Source organism: Lysobacter olei (assembly GCF_054777355.1).
In genome coordinates this window covers 247,135-263,776 of the sequence record NZ_BAAHAT010000003.1, presented here as the reverse complement: position 1 = coordinate 263,776, position 16,642 = coordinate 247,135, and the positions used below count along the sequence as shown (strand labels likewise).

The following is a 16,642-nucleotide window of genomic DNA, read 5'->3' as shown; positions in this document are numbered from 1 at the left end:
GGCGTCAGCCCATGTTGAAGCTGGCGGCGAGCGAGCCGACGACCAGCACCCAGCCGTCCACCAGCACGAACAGCAGGATCTTGAAGGGCGCCGACACCAGCATCGGCGACATCATCATCATGCCCATCGACATCAGCACGCTCGCCACCACCAGGTCGATGATCACGAACGGGATGTAGATCAGGAACGCGATCTCGAACGCGGTCTTCAGCTCGCTGGTGAGGAACGACGCGGCCAGCACGCTGAACGGCACGTCCTGCGGCGTGGCAAACGGGCCGCTGTTGGACAGCCCGGCAAAGGTCATCAGGTCCTTCTCGCGCACCTGCGCCAGCATGAAGCCGCGGAACGGTTCCGACGCGGCGGCCCACGCGGCCTTGAAGTCCATCTGCTTGTCCAGGTACGGCGCGATGCCCGCGGCCCAGGACTGCTCGAACACCGGCGTCATGATCATGAAGGTCAGGAACAACGCCAGAGCCAGCAGGATCTGGTTGGAGGGTGTCTGGCCCGTGCCCAGTGCCTGGCGCAGCAGGCCCAGCACGATGATGATGCGGGTGAAAGCGGTGAGCCCCAGCAGCGCTGCCGGCAGCAGCGTGATGCTGGTCATCAGCAGCAACACCTGCATCGGCATGCTCACCGGCTCGCCGCCCACGCGGCCCACCGTGACGGCCGGCAACGGCGTGGAAAGCGGCGACGGCGCCGACGCGACGGCCGGCGCAACGGAGGCTGCCGGTGCGCCGGTAGCGGGGCTGGCTGGCGTGGCGGTCGCGGCCGGCGGCGTGGCCGAAGGCGCCTGCGCCTGTGCGTCCGCGGCGCCCGGCCAGGCCAGCGCCACCAGCAGCGTCAACGCCAGCAGCGACGCCATCAACGAGTACAACCAGCGGCTCATGCGCGCTTCCTGAAGTGTTGCGCAAGCACTTGCGCGAAGGGAGACGGAGTCGAGGGCGTGGGTGCCGGCAGCGGCGTGTCGAGCGTGTGCAGCGTTCGCGGCCCGCCCGCGCCTACGCCCACCAGCAACTGCGTCTCGCCCACTTCCACCAGCACCACGCGATCACGCGGCCCCAGCGCCACCGAACCCAGCACGCGCAAGCCCGGATGAGTGGTGCCGGTCAGGCCGGGCATGCGCTTGGCCAGCCAGGCCAGCAGCAGGATTAGGCCGACCACCAACAACAGCGCCAGCACCGCGCTGGCGGCCGTGCCGGCACCGCTGGGGGCGTTGGCGGCGGGACGTTCGGGGGCCTGCGCCGTGGCGTGCGTGCGTGCGGCCGGCGGCGGCAGGGCGACGCCATGGCTGGCTGTCGCGGTGGCCTCGGCGGCCGTCGCCGTCGTGGTCGCCGTCGCCGTCGCCGTCGCTGGGGCGGGCGTGACCGCCGCTGCGACGTCCGGCGAAGCCGGTGAGGCAGCAACTGGCGTGGCACCGGTTGCCGTCACGGACGCGTCGACGACCGCGGTATCCGCCGCGGCAGGCGCGACGTCGGGCTCTGCGACCTTTGGTGCGGTAGCGGCGGGCGTGGGGGCCTGCATGGGGTCAGCGCAGCCGCTTGATGCGCTCGGACGGGCTGACCACGTCGGTCAGGCGCACGCCGAAACGGTCGTTGACCACCACCACTTCGCCTTGCGCGATCAGCGTGCCGTTGACGTACACGTCCAGCGGTTCGCCGGCACCGCGCTCGAGTTCGACCACCGAACCCTGGTTGAGCTGCAGCAGGTTGCGGATCGGAATGCGCGCGCGCCCCACTTCCAGCGAGAGCGACACCGGCACGTCCAGGATCACGTCGAGGTTGAGGTCGCCGGCCGTGCCGGCATCGGCACTGAGCGGGTCGAAAGCGGCGCGCAGGGCGCTGGAATCGTTGTTCATGGCGTGCTCGCGAGGTGTTCAAGGTTGGAGGTGGTGCGCGGCGAGTGCACCTGGGTGATCTTCACGGCGTTGCGGCCGTTGTGGATGCCGAATTCGCCGCTGAAAAGCGGCATCTGCTCGACCTGCAGGGTGACCGTGTCGGGCAGGTCGATCGGGATGATGTCGCCCACCTTCAGCCGGCTGAGTTCGCGCAGGCTGATCTGGCGCTCCGCAATGGCGCTGCTCAGTTCGACCTGTGCGTCCTGCAGCTGCTGGCGCAACGCGATGATCCAGCTTTCGTCCTTTTCGATGCGGTCGCTCTGCACGCCCGCGTCCAGTTGCTCGCGGATGGGCTCGAGCATCGAATAGGGGAACGACACGTGGAACTCGCCGCCACCGCCGTCCAGTTCGACGTGGAAACGGCTGACGACGATGTACTCGCGCGGGCTGATGATGTTGGCGAAGTGCGGATTGACTTCGGAATTGAGGTATTCGAAGTCCACCGGCATCACCGGCGCCCAGGCCTCCACCAGGTCGGAGAAGGTCTGCTTCAGCAGCAGATGGATCACCCGCATCTCGGTCGGGGTGAACTCGCGGCCTTCGATCTTGGCCGGGTACTTGCCCATGCCGCCGAAGAAGTTGTCCACCACGGTGAACACCAGTCGTGGTTCGTACATCACGATCGCGGTGCCGCGCAGCGGCTTCATCTTGACCAGGTTGAGGTTGGTCGGCACCTGCAGTGAGTGCATGTACTCGCCAAAGCGCATCAGGTCCACGCCGCGCACCGACAGGTCGGCCGAACGGCGCAGCAGGTTGAACAGTCCGATGCGCCAGGTGCGGGCGAAGCGCTCGTTGATCATCTCCAGCGTGGGCAGGCGACCGCGGACGATGCGGTCCTGGCTGGCGAAGTCGTATTGGCGTGCCTCGCCCGGCGCGGGCGGCGGCTCGGTCTCCACCGCACCGCTATCCACGCCGTGCAGCAGGGCATCGATTTCGTCCTGGGAAAGCAGGTCGCTCATGGGGATCCCGTCTTACTGGGTGACCAGGCTGGTGAAGAACACGGCATCGACCTTCGCCGGCGCCTGCTCGCGGCGCAGCAGCAGGCGGGTTTCCTCCAGCGCCTGTTCCTGCAGTCGCTCCTTGGCGGAACGCTGGCGCAACTGCACCGCTGACTGCTGGCTGAAAAGCAGCAGCAGGCGGTTGCGCAGGGCGGGGCTGTGCTGCTGGATCGCGGCCAGCGTGGCCGGATCGCGGGTCATCATCTGCACATCCGCCTGCATGTAGCGGACCGCATCGACGTCGCTGAGATTGACCACGAACGAGGGTTCGAGCGCGTGGTACAGGGCCGGCGACTTGCTGGCCGGCTTGGCCTTGCCTTTGCCAGTGGAGGCCGCGGCCACCGCTTGGGCCTGCTGCCACCAGACGTAGCCGCCGGCGCCGCCGCCGGCGAGCACGAGGACGAGCGTGATCCAGACCGCCACGCCGGGGCGGCGCTTGGTCTTGGCGGGGGAAGAGGCATTTGCGGTGGGGTCGGCCACGTATGGGGTCTCGCGTCGGTTTCCCGTTCACAAGCAAGACCCGTGCCGGAGGTTGCGCCGGCCCGCCGTCGGGGTTTTGACGGCCCCGCGGGGCCGTGCGTCAGGCGTAGGTGTCGAGCAGTCGCGCGCGGCGGGCCGGCGAGACGGCAGTGGCGGTCACGGCGTGTGCGGGGCCGGGACGTTGCGCGTCTGCGTCCCGCGCGGGTGCGTCTTCACGCCGCGGTGAACGGCGGGAGTCGCCGCCATCGCCCACTTGCGCCTGGACGAGTTGCAGGCCGTGCTGCGCCAGCTGGTCCCGCAGGCGTGACAGGCCGCCTTCCAGGGCCTGGCGCACATCGGCGTGGGCCGACTGGAACTCGGCGCTGATGCGCTGGCCGTCGAGGTTGAGCACCAGATCAATGGTGCCGAGGTGGTCGGGGGTGACGCGGATGCGGGCTTCGCCCAGGCCCTGCGCCGCCATCCAGGTCAGTTGTGTGGTCAGGCCGTCATCGAAGCCCTCCGCCGGGTCCGCGGGCATGGCCAGGCTGGCGGGTGGGACCGGCGCGGTGGATGCGGTCGATGCCGTCCCGGTGGTCGGCAGTGCGGCGCCCAGCCACGCGGGGCTGTCGGGCAGCGGATCGCCGCCGCGGGGCGCATCGGTCGGGGCGATCGTTTCAGCGACGAGGGCCAGGCTGGCGGCATCGGCCAGCGTCGCCGGCGTGGCCGTCGCCTGGGCCGCGGCCGGTGCTGCGGCCGGCAGGCCTGATCCCAGCAAGGCCGCCGGATCGGTAAGGGGCGCCGGACCGGAGGCGGGGCGGGCTTGCCCAGGCGCGCTCGTCTGTACGCCGGCGGCAGTGACCAGGCCGGGTGGCAGCGCCATCGCACCAGCCGCATCGGCCAAGCCGAACGGCGCGGCGGCGACCGCCGGGCTGCCCGGGGCGGCCGTCGGGGTCACGGTGGGACCCATGACCAAGCCGGGGCCCACGCCCCCAAGGGAGGCCACGGTCGTCGAAGGGGATGCCGCGCCCACCGGCGTCGATACGCCGGTGCCCACGGCCGACGCGGCGGTAGTGCCCCCATCGCCCGACGCTACCGCGCCCGCCAGCGCCGACTGCGACAGCAGGGCCAGCAGTTGCGCCGGATCCGCGGCGGGGCTGGTCGCCTCGGCCGGCTCGGGCGCGCTTTCGTGGGTCTCCGGGGTCGCCGCGGGAGCCGAGGCGCTGGCCGCCGGCTCCATCAGACGCTCGAAGGATGAGGTCGCGGGGCTTTCGTCCGCACCCGACGGCGCGGCACCGCGCACGGGGACCGCGTCCGTCGCCGGGGTGGCCGACGGGGCCGCGGCGGGCATGCTCACGCCCGGCCCGATCATGCGTCCGACTCCGTCTCGTCGGCCAGGCGCGCCCGCGCACGGCGGGCGCCCAGGTCGTCCAGTTCGCGCTGGCCGCGGCGTTCGGCATGGCGGTGTTCTTCGGCGCGGTAGCTGGCGGCCAGTTTTTCCAGCACGTGGGTGTCGCGGCTGGCCAGCATCAGCCGGGCGCGCTCCACGTCGCAGCTCAGTCGGCTGTGGTCCACCACCTTGCTCTGCTCGGCCACCGCCGCGTCCAGCCGCTCGCGAAACGCCAGCCGGTTGGCCAGCAGGGCCGGGTGGGTGACCGTTGCGGCCGGCGTGGCGTACTCGGCGGCATAGCGCTGCAGCGCGTCCAGCCGGGCCTGTTGCTCGGCCAGCGCGCGGTCGCGGTCGGCCAGTTCGCGGGCCACCGCGTCCTGGCGTTCTTGCACCACTTTGAGCAGGGGATCCAGACGTTGCGAGCGCATGTCAGCGTTCCGGGGCGTTCAAGGGGAAGGAAGGGGTGGAGCCGTCGTCCAGCAGGCGCGCCAGCGCTTCGCGGCTGGCTGCCACGTCGGCAGCCTCGTCCACGTCCTGGCCGAGGAAATCGAGGATGGCGGGCCAACGGGCCAGCGCTTCGTCCACGATCGGGTCGTTGCCGCGCTGGTAGGCGCCGATGGCGATCAGGTCGCGTTGCGTGTTGTACGCGGCCATCAGCCGCTTGAGTTTGCGGATGCGCTCGCGCCACGGCGCGTCGGTGATGTCCTGCATCACGCGGCTGACGGAGACTTCCACGTCGATGGCCGGGTACTGGCCGGCATCGGCGATGCGGCGGGTCAGCACGATGTGGCCGTCGAGGATGGCGCGCGCGGCGTCGGCGATGGGTTCCTGCTGGTCGTCGCCTTCGGTCAGCACGGTGTAGAACGCGGTGATGGAGCCCCGGCCCTTCGCGCCATTGCCGGCGCGTTCGACCAGTGCTGGCAGCTTGGCGAACACCGACGGCGGGTAGCCGCGCGTGGTCGGGGGCTCGCCCACCGACAGGCCGATCTCGCGCTGGGCCTGGGCGAAGCGCGTCAGCGAATCCATCAGCAGCAACACGTGCAGCCCCTGGTCGCGGTACCACTCGGCGATGGCGGTGGCGCGCAGGGCGCCGTGCAGGCGGGCCAGCGGCGGGCGGTCGGCCGGCGCGGCCACCACCACGGCGCGGCGCAGGCCTTCCTCGCCCAGCGTGGCCTCGACGAAATCACGCACTTCGCGTCCGCGCTCACCGATCAGGCCGACCACGATCACGTCGGCAGCGGTGAAGCGGGTCATCATGCCCAGCAGCGTCGACTTGCCGACGCCCGAGCCGGCGAACAGGCCCACGCGCTGGCCGCGCCCGATGGGCAGCAGCGCGTTGATCGCGCGCACGCCCACGTCCAGCGAGCGGGTGATCGGCTCGCGCATCAACGGGTTGATGGCGGTGCCGGCCAGGCCCACCCAGTTTTCGGCGCGCAGCGGGCCGCGGCCGTCCAGGGGAACCCCGTCGCTGTCGATGACGCGGCCCAGCAGGCCGTCGCCCACCGCCACTTCCCCGTGCTGGCGGGCGCTGACCACGCGCGCATTCGGCAGCAGACCGGCAATGTCGGCCGTCGGCATCAGGAAGGTGCGGTCCCCGGAGAAACCGACCACTTCGGAGTCGATCCAGCGGCCGCCGGAAATCTCCACCTGCACGCGCGAGCCCAGCGGCGCGCTGCAGCCGGTGGCCTCCAGGGTCAGGCCGACGGCGCGCCGCAGCACGCCCTCGCGGGCCAGCCCCAGTGCCGGGGCGGTGGGCTGCAATTCGTCCAGGCGTGCTGCCAATCGCAGCTGGCGGGCGGCTTCCCAACGGTCGGCGGCGACGGTCGTCATGCCTGGCCTCCGGCGACCTTTTCCAGCATCGAGTCCAGGCAGCTCTGCAGGCGGGCCTCCAGGGTGCCATCGATGCGCAGGCCCTCGCTGTGCAGGCGCAGTTCGCCGCGGGCCAGGCCGTTGTCGTTGGTCAGGCGCACGCCACTCAGGCCGGCCAGGTGCGGGGCCAGCACGCCCATGTCGTCCGGGTGCAGGCGCAGCTCGACCTCGCGCTGGGTGGTGCCGACCGTGTCCAGCGCTTCGCGCACCAGGTCGGCCAGCAGGGTGGGGTCGGCCATGTACGTGCGCCCCAGCAGGGCGCCGGCCACGCGCACGGCCAGATGGCCCAGCGCGTCGGCCACTTCGCCGTCGAGACGGGCCAGCGGGCGGGTGAAGCCATCGAGGATGCCTTCGATCTGGGCGACGAGTCGGCGGACCTCCGCCTGACCCGAGGCAAGGCCCTCGGCATGGCCCTCGGCCAAGCCGCGGCGGTAGCCCTCCTCGCGCGCGGCTTCCTCCAGCGCCTGCAGTTCCTGCACGCTGGGGGGTGGCGGTGACACGGGCGCGGCGACCGTGGCCAGGCCCGGGGCATTCCAGCGCACCACGGTGGCGGCGTTCATACGAAGGCCTCCGCCTTGGCGGCCAACTGGATCGCGCCGCTTTCAGCCATGCGCCGCACGATGGTGAGGATTTCCTTCTGCGCGGCTTCGACTTCGGCTAGGCGCACCGGGCCGCGTACTTCGATGTCCTCGAGCAGCATTTCGGCGGCGCGCTGCGACATGTTGGAGGTGATCTTGTCGCGGACCTTGCTGTCGGCGCCACGCAGCGCGACCGCCAGCCGGTCGGTGGGCACGTCGCGCAGCACGGTCTGCATGGCGCGGTCGTCGATCTCGGCCAGGTTGTCGAACACGAACATCAGGTCGCGGATCTGGACGCTCAGCGTCTCGTCCAGGCGCTGGATATCGCCCAGGATCGTCTCGTCCTGGCCGCCATCCATGAAGTTGAGGATGTTGGCCGCGACCTTGATGCCGCCAATGGTGGAGGACTTGATGTTCTGCGCGCCGGCAAACTGGCGCGTCATCACGTCGTTGAGCTCGTTCAGCGCATGCGGCGGAATGCCGTCGAGGGTGGCGATGCGCAGCAGCACGTCCGGCCGCACGCGCTCGCCCAGGCACTTGAGGGTTTCCGCCGCCTGGTCGGGGTCCAGGTGCGACAGCACGATCGCGATGATCTGCGGGTGCTCGTTGCGCACCAGGTCGGCCACCGCGCGCGGCTCCATCCACTTCAGCGTGTCCAGCCCGGACGTGTTGCGGCCCAGCAGGATGCGGTCGATCAGGCTGTTGGCGCGGTCCTCGCCCAGCGCCTGCACCAGCACCGCGCGCACGTAGTCGTCGGCGCCGGTCCCCAGGCCGCCGGGCTGCTCCAGCACGTCGACGAAGTCGTCGAAGACCTTGAGCACGGTGTCGCGCGAGACGCCGCCGACCGAGGTCATGGCCACGCCCAGCTTCTGCACTTCCTTGGCGCCCATGTGCTTGAGCACCTCGGCCGCCTGCTGCTCGCCCAGCGAGAGCAGGACGATGGCGGCGCGCTGCACGCCGGTCAGGTTGGCGGTCAGGAACGCGTCAGCCATCGGATTCCACCAGGTCGCGGACCACCTGCGCCACGCGCTTGGGGTCGGTATTCACGGCGGTGCGGGCCACGTCCAGCTTCTCCTCGAAGCTGGCGGCCTTGCGTGCCGCCTCCGGATCACGGGTCGGGCGGGTGACGGCGACTTCCGGCGCTTCCAGCGGCATCGGCTCATCGACCACCGTGGCGACCGTGTACTGCGGCTGCTTCGGCGCCAGCAACTGGCGGAAGGCGGGGCGCAGCACCACCCAGATCACCAGCAGCACCGCGAGGCCACCCAGCACGGTGCGCAGCAGGTCGCGCGCGCCGGGCTTTTCCCACAGCGGCGGCCCTTCCGGCTCGGCCTGCGGCGTGGTGGCGAACGGGGCGTTGACCACCGAGACCGCGTCGCCGCGGGCGGCATCGAAGCCAATCGCCTGCTGTACCAGGGTCTGGATGCGCGCCAGTTCGGCACCATTGAGCGCGCGCGTGCTGGGCTTGCCGTTGCTGGACGCGCCCGGGAGGTTATCGACCAGCACCGCGGCGGTCACCCGGCGGATGCGGCCGGTCGCCTGGCGGGTATGGGTCAGGGTGCGGTCCAGCTCGTAGTTGCGGACCGCCGTGCGCGACGTGGCACCGCCGTCGGCGGCCGGCGCGGCGGGGGTTACCGGCGTGGTGCCCGTCGGGTCCGGGGTGTTGCTCGCGCTGCCCGGGACCCCCTGGGCCCCGGCGGCTGCCGGCGCGGCGGCCAGCCGACCGTTTTCGGAAATCTGCTCGCTGCGCACCCGGGCCGGATCCTGGCCGTAGATCTCGCGCGCCTCTTCGGTCTCGGAAAAATCCATGTCGACGCTGACCTGGGCACTGACGCGGCCCGGGCCGGTCATCGGCTCCAGCAATTCCTGGATGCGCTGCACGTACACCGCTTCCTGGCGGCGCTGCTGCTCGAACTGCTTGGCGCCGCGCGCGGCTTCGCTGTCCGGATCCGGGTTGGAGAGCATCCGGCCGAACTGGTCCACCACGGTCACCCGGTCCGGCGCCAGGTCCGGAATGCTGGAGGCCACCAGGTGCACGATCGCGTCCACCTGGCCCTGTTCCAGCGCGCTGCCGGCCTGCATCTGCAGCACCACCGAGGCGCTGGCCGGCTGCTTCTGCCGGGTGAAAGCGCTCGGCTTGGGCAGGGCGAGGTGCACCCGCGCCTCGCGCACCGGGCGCAGCTGGGCGATGGTGCGGGCCAGTTCGGTTTCCAGCGCGTGCTGGTAGCGGGCGTTCTCGACGAACTGGCTGGTGCCAAAGCCCTGGTCGCCCTGCATCAGCTCGAAGCCCTTGTCCTGGCTGGCCGGCAGGCCGGCCGCGGCCAGCGCCAGCTTGGCCTGGCCCAACTGCTCCTGCGGCACGGCGAGGGCGCCGCTGGCGCTATCGATCTTGAACGGAATGTTGGCGGTGCGCAGCAGTTCGCTGGCCTCGGTGGTGGACTTGGCGTCCAGCCCGGCGAACACCGGCACGAAATCCGGCTTCTGGGTCCAGAAGAACAGCCACAGCCCCAGGGCGATCGCGGCCGCGGTCACGGCCAGCACCCCGAGCTGGCGGACGATCGGGATGTCCTGCAGGCGGCCCAGGTTCTTCAGGCGGTCCTGGGCGGTGTTGGCGGGCACGACGCTCATCGGGCGGGTCTCGGGGTGGTGCGGTCAGGGGGTGGGAAGGTCAGTCAGGTGGGACGGGGTCAGACCGGCATGTTCATGACGTCCTGATAGGCCTGGACCAGCCGGTTACGCACCTCGACCGTGGCGCGGAAGGCGACCTGCGACTGCTGCATCGCCACCATCACCCGGGCCAGGTCGGCGCGCGGGTCGCCCAGTTCAAAGGCCTGCGCCAGCGCGCCGGCGTCGTTCTGGGCCTTGCTGACGCCGTCCATCGCCCGGTTGAGGGTCTGGGTGAAGCCCGCGCCTTCGCCGGGCTTGGCGCCCGCCGGGCCCGGCGCGATGGCGCCCGACGACGGCGCATCGGCCAGCACGCTGCGGCTGCGCATCTCGTGGGCGCGGATCTGCGAGAGGATGGAGGAAATCGCGTCGCTCATGGCCTGGCGGTGGTTCTCCTTGCTTGACGGTGATCAAGCAAGGGCCGTGCCAGAGGCGGCGTCAGGATTCCGGCGTTGCGCCGTCGTCGTCGCGCTCGATGCCGTACTTGCGCAGTTTTTCCACCAGGGTGGTGCGGCGCAGGCCCAGCAGGGTGGCGGCATGGGCGACCACGCCCCCGGACTGCTGCAGGGCCGCGCGGATCAGTTCCAGCTCGATGGCGGCCATGTGCTCGCGCAGGGCAATGCCCTCCGGCGGCAAGGTGGCCGTGGGCGAGAGCGCCGCTGGGGCGGCCTCACCCCCCGCCAAGGGGGCGGTGCCGGCAAATGGGGCCGCAGCCGTGGGCGCCGGGGTGGCCACGAGGGGCAGGACGACGCCCGTTGCCGCACGGGCGGGCGCAGCGGCATCCGTCGGCGGGCCAAACAGCGCGTCAAAGCTGGACCGCCCCGGCAGGTTGGGTTCGCGGCCGTGCAGCATGGCGAATTCCGCGGCGCGCTCCTCGGCGGAGTCCGGTGCCAGCACCGCAGGAGGGGCCGGGGAGGTGGGCGCCACGGCCCCGACCAGGGGCATGGGCGCGGCTGCTTCCACGGCCACCGGCACGGGGGGCGGCGCGGCAGGCGCGATCGCGGGCGCACCCGGCGTAGCGGCGGCAGCGTTCGCCACCGCGACGGGCGCGGGGGCCGCCGTCAAGGCCGCCTGCCGGTACCGCGCCGGCAGGTCGTCCACGTCCGCCTGGCCGCCCGGGTGGAGCACCGCCATGCGTTCCAGCAGGTTGCTCAACTCGCGCACGTTGCCGGGCCACGGGTAGGCCTGCAGCGCCTGGATTGCCGCCGGCGTCAGCCGGATCCGGCCGCGGCCGCTGTCTTCCAGTTGCCGGGTGATTTCCGTGATCAGTTCCGGCAGGTCCTCGCTGCGCTCGCGCAGCGCCGGCATCTCGATGGGGAACACATTGAGCCGGTAGTACAGGTCCTCGCGGAAGCGCCCCTCCGCAATGGCCTGCTCCAGGTTGCGGTGCGTCGCCGCGATCACCCGCACGTCGCAATGCATGGTCTGGGCGCCGCCCACCCGCTCGAAGGTGCGCTCCTGCAGCACGCGCAGCAGCTTCACCTGCATCGGCATCGGCATGTCGCCGATCTCGTCCAGCAGCAGAGTGCCGCCTTCAGCCATCTCGAAACGGCCCTTGCGCTGGGTCAGCGCACCGGTGAAGGCGCCCTTCTCGTGGCCGAACAGTTCGCTTTCCAGCAGATCAGCGGGGATCGCGCCGCAGTTCACCGCCACGAAGGCCTTGTTGCGGCGCTTGGAGCGGTCGTGGATGGCGCGGGCCGCCACCTCCTTGCCGGTGCCCGATTCACCCAGGATCAACACGGTCGTGTTGTGCGGGGCCACCTGGTCGATCATCCGCGACAGGCGTGAGGCCGCCGCGCCGTGCCCGGTCGGGCCGCCGCGTGGCAGTTCCGCTTCTTCGTCCTGGGTCAGGCGGCGCAGGCTGGCGCGGCGCAGGGCCTCCTGCAGCTGCGCGTGGCGCACCGGGTACTCCAGCGGCCAGATGTTCTCCGGGTGCACGCGCCCCCGCACCAACGTGCTCGACTGCCCCGGCAGTACCAGGACCGGCGGCGGGTGCGGCTGGCTGGCCAGCCACTCCACGAAGGCGGGGGCGTCGGGGTCGTGGCTCACGTCGCCCATCACCACCGCCAGCCACTGGCTGGCCCGTGCGCGCGACAGGTCGAGGTCGGCCGCGTCGGTGCACAGCCGGGGCACGAAGTCCATGAACTCCAGCAGCGCCGCGAATTTCTCCGCGCGCTCGAAGTCCTGGTCCAGCAGCAGGATCCGCGACTCGCTCATTCCGCCGGAGCATCCCCGGTCGCAGGCGCGGCGAGCCGCTGGTCGCGAAGGCGCTCCAGCAGCGGGATCGCATCGTGCAGGTACGTCAGCTTGCTGATGAAGGCGTCGGCACCCGCGCGCGTGGCGTGTTCGCGGTGCTCGGGGTCGTCGAAGTGGCTGGCGATGACCACGTAGGGCGCCTCGTCCTCGGCCTTGATCAGGCGCGTGGCCTGCAGGCCGCCCATCTCAGGCATCGCCAGGTCCATCAGCACCACGTCCGGACGCAGCGCGTCGCAGCGCACGATGGCCTCGATGCCGTTGGCCGCGGTACCCACCACCTTCAGCCACTCCAGCTGGCGCAGCTGGCGCAGCGTCGCATTGATGAAGGCTTCGTGGTCGTCCACCAGCAACAAGGTCAATGGGGGCATCAGCGGCTCGCTTCGGCAGGGGCGCCGCCGGAGGGCGTGCGCATCCGCGACCGGGCAGGGCCGATCGCCAACTGATCACGATACTTCGCCACGGTCCTGCGCGCGACCCGTATCCCGTTGCGGGCCAGTAGCACGGCGATGGTTTCGTCGGCCAGCGGCGCGTCGGGCGGCTCGTTGTCGATCAGGCGCTTGACCATTGCCCGGACCGCATTGCCCGACACCTCGGCGCCTTCCAGGCGCACGGCGAAGAACTGCTTCAGCTCCAGCACGCCCCGCGGGGTCTGGATGTATTTGCCGGTGGTGACGCGCGACACGGTGGACTCGTGCATCGCGATTTCCTCGGCCACCTCGTTGAGGGTCAAGGGCGCCAGGGCCTCCGCGCCGCGCTCCAGGAAGCCGCGCTGGCGGCGCACCAGCACCTGGCCGGTGCGCAGCAGGGTGTCGTTGCGCATGCTGATGCCGCGCAGCAGCCAGCGCGCCTCGTCCAGCAGGCCCCGCAGCGCCGAGGTGTCGCCCGGGGCGCCGGCCAGCGCTCGCTCGCAATGGACGGCGATGCGCACCCGCGGCAGCGCGCGTTCGTTCAACGCGACCCGCCACTCGCCGCCCACGAAGGTGGCCACGAGGTCGGGGATGATGTGTTCGGCGGCGGGCGCCGCGGCGTCGTCGACCGGGGTGGGGCGCAGGCTGCGGATCTCCGCGACCGCCTCCGACACGAGGGCCGGGGACTCGCCCAGCTGGGCGGCCAACCGGGCAATCTGCCCACTGGCCATCAGCTCCAGGGCTTCGGCCACGATCCGCCGGGCCAGTCGGACGGCGGGGGTGTCGGCGCGTAGCGCCAGCTGTGCCTGCAGGCATTCGGCGGCGGTCTCGGCGCACATGCCGGGCCATTCGCTGTGCAACAGGCGCTGGCGGACCACCTCCAACTCGTCCGGCGCCACGTCCAGTGCGTCGGCGCCTTCGGCCAGCAGGCGCTGGCGCGGCTCTTCCAGCAGGCCCACGTCGCTGCAGCGGTCCAGCCACCACGCCGCCAGCCGCAGGTCGGCCGGGGCCCAGTGCAGGGCAAGTCGTTCCAGCAGCCGCAGCCGGGGATCGCTGGATTCGCCGGCGGCGATGCGCGCGGTGGCATCCAACTCGTCGTCGGGGAGGCCGCTGCCCGCGCCGGACAGGTAGGCCGGCTCGGGCAGTTCATCCCAGGCCCCCGTCTCGACCGCACTCTCCGCCGGGGGGGCGTCGAGCGGGTCGATGTCGGCCTCGCCGACCTCGTCGCCCTCGTCGCGCTCCAGCATGGGGTTGTGCTCCAGCGCCTGCAGCAGCTCCAGCTCCAACTGCTGGGCAGTCAGCTGCAACAGCCGGATCGACTGCAGCAGCTGGGGGGTCAGGTTGAGGGTCTGACCCAGTTGGGGGCGGAGCGTGGTCTTCACGGCATGTGGGCACGGGACTTGCTTGTACCTGCCAGTGTCCGCAAAAAGCGTGGCGTAGCAAGCCCCGGCCGCCGGTCGGGAAGCGACGGGAAGCAGGAACTAAGGCTTGCGTCGCAGTTCGGCAATGGCGCGCCGGTGCACCCGGAAGACGTGCCGTTCCAGTGCGGCCTGCAGGGCGTCAGGCAGGGGGGCAAAACGCAGCCACAGGCGCCAGGACGCGCCACTGGGCTCGGCGGCAACGACCGTGGCCGGCAGCCGCAACGGCTCGGACAGCCAATCGGTGGGTTGGACGCAGAACACGCCCTCGGTATCCGGGGCGACGATCGGCTGGCCGTCCAGGCAGGCGGCACTGGCCGACCAGCACAACCGCTGCGCCGGGTCCTGGCGGTCGCGCACCGAGTGCAGGTTGGCGATCAGCGCGGTCAGCAGGTCCAGCTTGGCCTCGATGCGCTGCAGCGCCTGGTTTTTCTCGCCGCTTTCGTCGGCACCCTCGCCGCGCTGGTCTTCCACCACGGCCAGGGCGCGCAGCAGGCCCTCCGCGGCCAGCATCGCGGTGCGTGATTCGGCGGCACTCAACGCACCCACGCGGAACGACGCGGGGCGCAGCTCCTCGCACACCAGCGCGTCGGTGAACAGCGTGGCGTGGGGGCTGTCGGGGATCATCCCAGCGTGCCGCTCAGGTACGCATTCATGCCGCGACGCTGCTGCGACAGCTCGCGCAGGCGGCGGCCGGTCTCATCGCGGGCGGCCTGCAGTTCGGCCAGCAGCTCCAGCTGCTGCACCAGCAGCGATTGCCACTGCGCCAGCATCTGAGCGTCCATCGGGCCGTCGTCCATGCGTTGCTTCACGGCGTCATCGTACGCCGCCAGCAGGGCCGAGGCGGCCTCCCAGTCACTCTTGGCAATCGCCGCGCGCACGGCCTCGGCCGGCAATTCGGGGATGTTCATGCACCCTCCGGGGCAATGGCGTTCCACGCGCTCTCGATGTCGGCCAGCAGGGCGTCGATCTCGGTCAGCGGTGCGGCATCGTTGTTCACGTTGGCGTCCACCAGACGGCGCTGCGCATAGTCGTACAACGCCGCCAGCCCGTTGGCGATGTCGCCGCCAGCCTCCAGGTTCAGCGAGCCGTCCAGCCCGCCGATGATGGTGGAGGCCTCATGGATCGCCTTGACCTTGCGCGGCAGGTCGCCACGCTCCAGGCAGGCGATCGCCAGCTGGGCACGCTCGCGCGCGCCGGCCAGCATCAGGGAAACGAGCTGGTGGGGACTGGCGTCAAGCACGGCACTGCTGACGGCCGTCTGTCGGTACTGGTTGGCGTAGCCGCGAGGTGACATGGCAAGGCTCAAGGAAGTGGTCAGGAGGACTTCTGGAACTGGCTGATCTGCTGTGCGAGGTAACTGGATGTGTTCTGCATCTGGCTCATCATCGCGTCGAGCGCGGTGAACTGGCGGCGGTACATCGCGGCGATGCCCTCGATGCGCTGGTCGAGGTCTTCGCGCTGCTTGGACAGGCCCTTCAGCCGCTTGTCCAGCGCCTCGCTGCGCGACTGCAGCATTCCGTCTACGCCCACGTAGGACGCCAACGAATCGCGCAAGCGCCCGCCCAGGCCCGACTCGCTGCCGACCAGTCGCTTGACCGACTCGGGGTCGGCCAGCATGGCCGCATCGAACTTGCTGCCGTCCAGCGACAGCGAACCGTCGACGCCGGTCTTCAGGCCCATCGCGCTGAGCTCGCCGTAGTACGCGCTGATCGCGCCGCGCAGCGACTGCATGATGGCGCGCGGCGCGGCATCGCCGCTCAGCGGGCCGGCGGCCTTGCCTTCACCACCGGACGCGCTCTGCGTGCGCATCGCGCTCAGCGCGGTGTTGTAGGCGCTGACGAAGCCCAGCATCGCGGCCTTGAGCGTGCTGGGGTCCGAGTTGATCTCAAGATCGAACGTTTCGCCCGGCTTGGCCTTCGTCAGGTCCAGCGTGACGCCGTCGATGAGGTCGGTGAGGTGATTGCTCGTCGCGGTGCGGGTGATGCCATCCACGATGACCTGCGCGTCCTGCGCGGGGGTCACGGTGGTCATCGTGCCGCCACTGGTGGCCAGCGCCGACAGTCCGCCATCGCCGCCGCTGGTGGTCACGGTCAGCGCACCCGCGCTGCCCGCCGTGCCGGAGGTCAACACCAGCACCTGGCCAGCGTCGCCATTGACCAGCGTGGCGGTAACGCCCTTGCCCGCCGCCTGCGTGTTGATCGCGTCACGGATGTCGGACAGCGTGCCCTTGCCCTGGTCGATGGTGACGTTGAACGCGTCGCCGCTGCCGACCTGCAGGGTCAACGTGCCGTAGCCCACCTGCGTATCGGCGGCCTTGGCGGCGGACTGCAGCTTGTGGGCGGTGGCGAGGCGCTCAACACTGATCGCGTAGCGACCCAGCGCTGCGCTGGCGGACGCACTGGCGGTGAAACCCGCATCGGCGCCCACGGTGGCCTTGCGGCCGGGCAGGGAGCCGTCGCCCTCCAACTTCTTGAGCGCGCTTTCCAGACCGGACAGCGCGGCCTTGATGGTGCCAAAGGCCGAGACCTGCGCCTTGGTCGTGGTTTCGGCCCGATTGATGCGTGCGTCACCCGGAGCGCGCTCGGCCGCAACCAGCTGCGAGACCAGACTGTTGACGTCCAGGCCTGAGCCGATACCTGCGCTGGAAATGGCCATGCTGCCTCCGGGTCGGCGCCGCGTGCGGCGTCCTGCGTTGAATGGGTTATCGGC

General features: G+C 71.0%; 19 protein-coding genes and 1 pseudogene. All 20 read right to left on the bottom strand.

Going from position 1 to position 16,642, the window contains the following annotated elements; all coding sequences use genetic code 11:
* Positions 1-4: 4 nt before the first annotated feature.
* The 20 genes and pseudogenes from fliP to fliD all read right to left on the bottom strand — a co-directional run bounded on the left by fliP (position 5) and on the right by fliD (position 16,588).
* Positions 5-886, bottom strand: coding sequence for a flagellar type III secretion system pore protein FliP (gene fliP, locus ACYVBS_RS06155; protein WP_460822491.1), 882 nt, complete (start codon positions 884-886; stop codon positions 5-7).
* The gene (gene fliO / locus ACYVBS_RS06150; RefSeq protein ID WP_460822489.1) at positions 883-1,521 is read right to left on the bottom strand and encodes a flagellar biosynthetic protein FliO; all 639 of its coding nucleotides are present in this window, start codon (positions 1,519-1,521) and stop codon (positions 883-885) included. The genes fliP and fliO overlap by 4 nt, the downstream gene beginning before the upstream one ends.
* Positions 1,522-1,525: 4 nt before the next feature.
* Positions 1,526-1,855, bottom strand: a complete 330-nt coding sequence (gene fliN / locus ACYVBS_RS06145) for a flagellar motor switch protein FliN (RefSeq protein WP_460822487.1) — start codon at positions 1,853-1,855, stop codon at positions 1,526-1,528.
* Positions 1,852-2,859 carry a flagellar motor switch protein FliM gene (gene fliM, locus ACYVBS_RS06140; RefSeq protein WP_460822625.1) on the bottom strand — a complete coding sequence of 336 codons (1,008 nt, stop codon included), beginning with the start codon at positions 2,857-2,859 and terminating at the stop codon, positions 1,852-1,854. The genes fliN and fliM overlap by 4 nt, the downstream gene beginning before the upstream one ends.
* A 6-nt stretch (positions 2,860-2,865) precedes the next feature.
* Positions 2,866-3,372 (bottom strand): flagellar basal body-associated FliL family protein, encoded by a 507-nt coding sequence (locus ACYVBS_RS06135; RefSeq protein ID WP_460822486.1) that lies wholly within the window; start codon positions 3,370-3,372, stop codon positions 2,866-2,868.
* A gap of 100 nt (positions 3,373-3,472) precedes the next feature.
* Positions 3,473-4,720: a flagellar hook-length control protein FliK gene (locus ACYVBS_RS06130; protein WP_460822484.1), complete on the bottom strand. Its 1,248-nt coding sequence runs from the start codon at positions 4,718-4,720 to the stop codon at positions 3,473-3,475.
* Positions 4,717-5,166: a flagellar export protein FliJ gene (fliJ, locus tag ACYVBS_RS06125; RefSeq protein WP_460822483.1), complete on the bottom strand. Its 450-nt coding sequence runs from the start codon at positions 5,164-5,166 to the stop codon at positions 4,717-4,719. The genes ACYVBS_RS06130 and fliJ overlap by 4 nt, the downstream gene beginning before the upstream one ends.
* 1 nt (position 5,167) lies before the next feature.
* The gene (gene fliI / locus ACYVBS_RS06120) at positions 5,168-6,568 is read right to left on the bottom strand and encodes a flagellar protein export ATPase FliI (RefSeq protein ID WP_460822481.1); all 1,401 of its coding nucleotides are present in this window, start codon (positions 6,566-6,568) and stop codon (positions 5,168-5,170) included.
* Positions 6,565-7,167 (bottom strand): FliH/SctL family protein, encoded by a 603-nt coding sequence (locus ACYVBS_RS06115; RefSeq protein ID WP_460822479.1) that lies wholly within the window; start codon positions 7,165-7,167, stop codon positions 6,565-6,567. Before ACYVBS_RS06115 ends, fliI begins: the two co-directional genes overlap by 4 nt.
* Entirely contained in the window at positions 7,164-8,150 is a 987-nt protein-coding gene (gene fliG, locus ACYVBS_RS06110; RefSeq protein WP_460822624.1) for a flagellar motor switch protein FliG, read from the bottom strand. Before fliG ends, ACYVBS_RS06115 begins: the two co-directional genes overlap by 4 nt.
* A 19-nt stretch (positions 8,151-8,169) precedes the next feature.
* Positions 8,170-9,813, bottom strand: coding sequence for a flagellar basal-body MS-ring/collar protein FliF (gene fliF, locus ACYVBS_RS06105; RefSeq protein WP_460822478.1), 1,644 nt, complete (start codon positions 9,811-9,813; stop codon positions 8,170-8,172).
* A 59-nt stretch (positions 9,814-9,872) separates the two neighbouring features.
* Entirely contained in the window at positions 9,873-10,226 is a 354-nt protein-coding gene (gene fliE / locus ACYVBS_RS06100; protein WP_460822477.1) for a flagellar hook-basal body complex protein FliE, read from the bottom strand.
* A 61-nt stretch (positions 10,227-10,287) separates the two neighbouring features.
* On the bottom strand, positions 10,288-10,452 hold the full coding sequence (locus tag ACYVBS_RS06095; protein ID WP_460822623.1) for a helix-turn-helix domain-containing protein: 165 nt from the start codon (positions 10,450-10,452) through the stop codon (positions 10,288-10,290).
* 384 nt (positions 10,453-10,836) lie between these two features.
* Positions 10,837-12,066 (bottom strand): annotated as a pseudogene (locus tag ACYVBS_RS06090) (sigma-54 dependent transcriptional regulator); the annotation flags it as partial.
* Entirely contained in the window at positions 12,063-12,473 is a 411-nt protein-coding gene (locus ACYVBS_RS06085; protein WP_460822475.1) for a response regulator, read from the bottom strand. The pseudogene ACYVBS_RS06090 and the gene ACYVBS_RS06085, both read right to left, overlap by 4 nt.
* Positions 12,473-13,894, bottom strand: a complete 1,422-nt coding sequence (rpoN, locus tag ACYVBS_RS06080) for an RNA polymerase factor sigma-54 (protein WP_460822474.1) — start codon at positions 13,892-13,894, stop codon at positions 12,473-12,475. The genes ACYVBS_RS06085 and rpoN overlap by 1 nt, the downstream gene beginning before the upstream one ends.
* A gap of 99 nt (positions 13,895-13,993) precedes the next feature.
* Positions 13,994-14,557, bottom strand: coding sequence for a PilZ domain-containing protein (locus ACYVBS_RS06075; protein WP_460822472.1), 564 nt, complete (start codon positions 14,555-14,557; stop codon positions 13,994-13,996).
* A complete protein-coding gene (locus ACYVBS_RS06070; protein WP_460822471.1) occupies positions 14,554-14,841 on the bottom strand; it encodes a flagellar protein FliT in 288 nt (95 codons plus the stop codon). The genes ACYVBS_RS06075 and ACYVBS_RS06070 overlap by 4 nt, the downstream gene beginning before the upstream one ends.
* Positions 14,838-15,227 (bottom strand): flagellar export chaperone FliS, encoded by a 390-nt coding sequence (fliS, locus tag ACYVBS_RS06065; protein ID WP_460822469.1) that lies wholly within the window; start codon positions 15,225-15,227, stop codon positions 14,838-14,840. The genes ACYVBS_RS06070 and fliS overlap by 4 nt, the downstream gene beginning before the upstream one ends.
* Before the next feature lie 20 nt (positions 15,228-15,247).
* A complete protein-coding gene (gene fliD, locus ACYVBS_RS06060) occupies positions 15,248-16,588 on the bottom strand; it encodes a flagellar filament capping protein FliD (protein ID WP_460822467.1) in 1,341 nt (446 codons plus the stop codon).
* Positions 16,589-16,642: the final 54 nt, after the last annotated feature.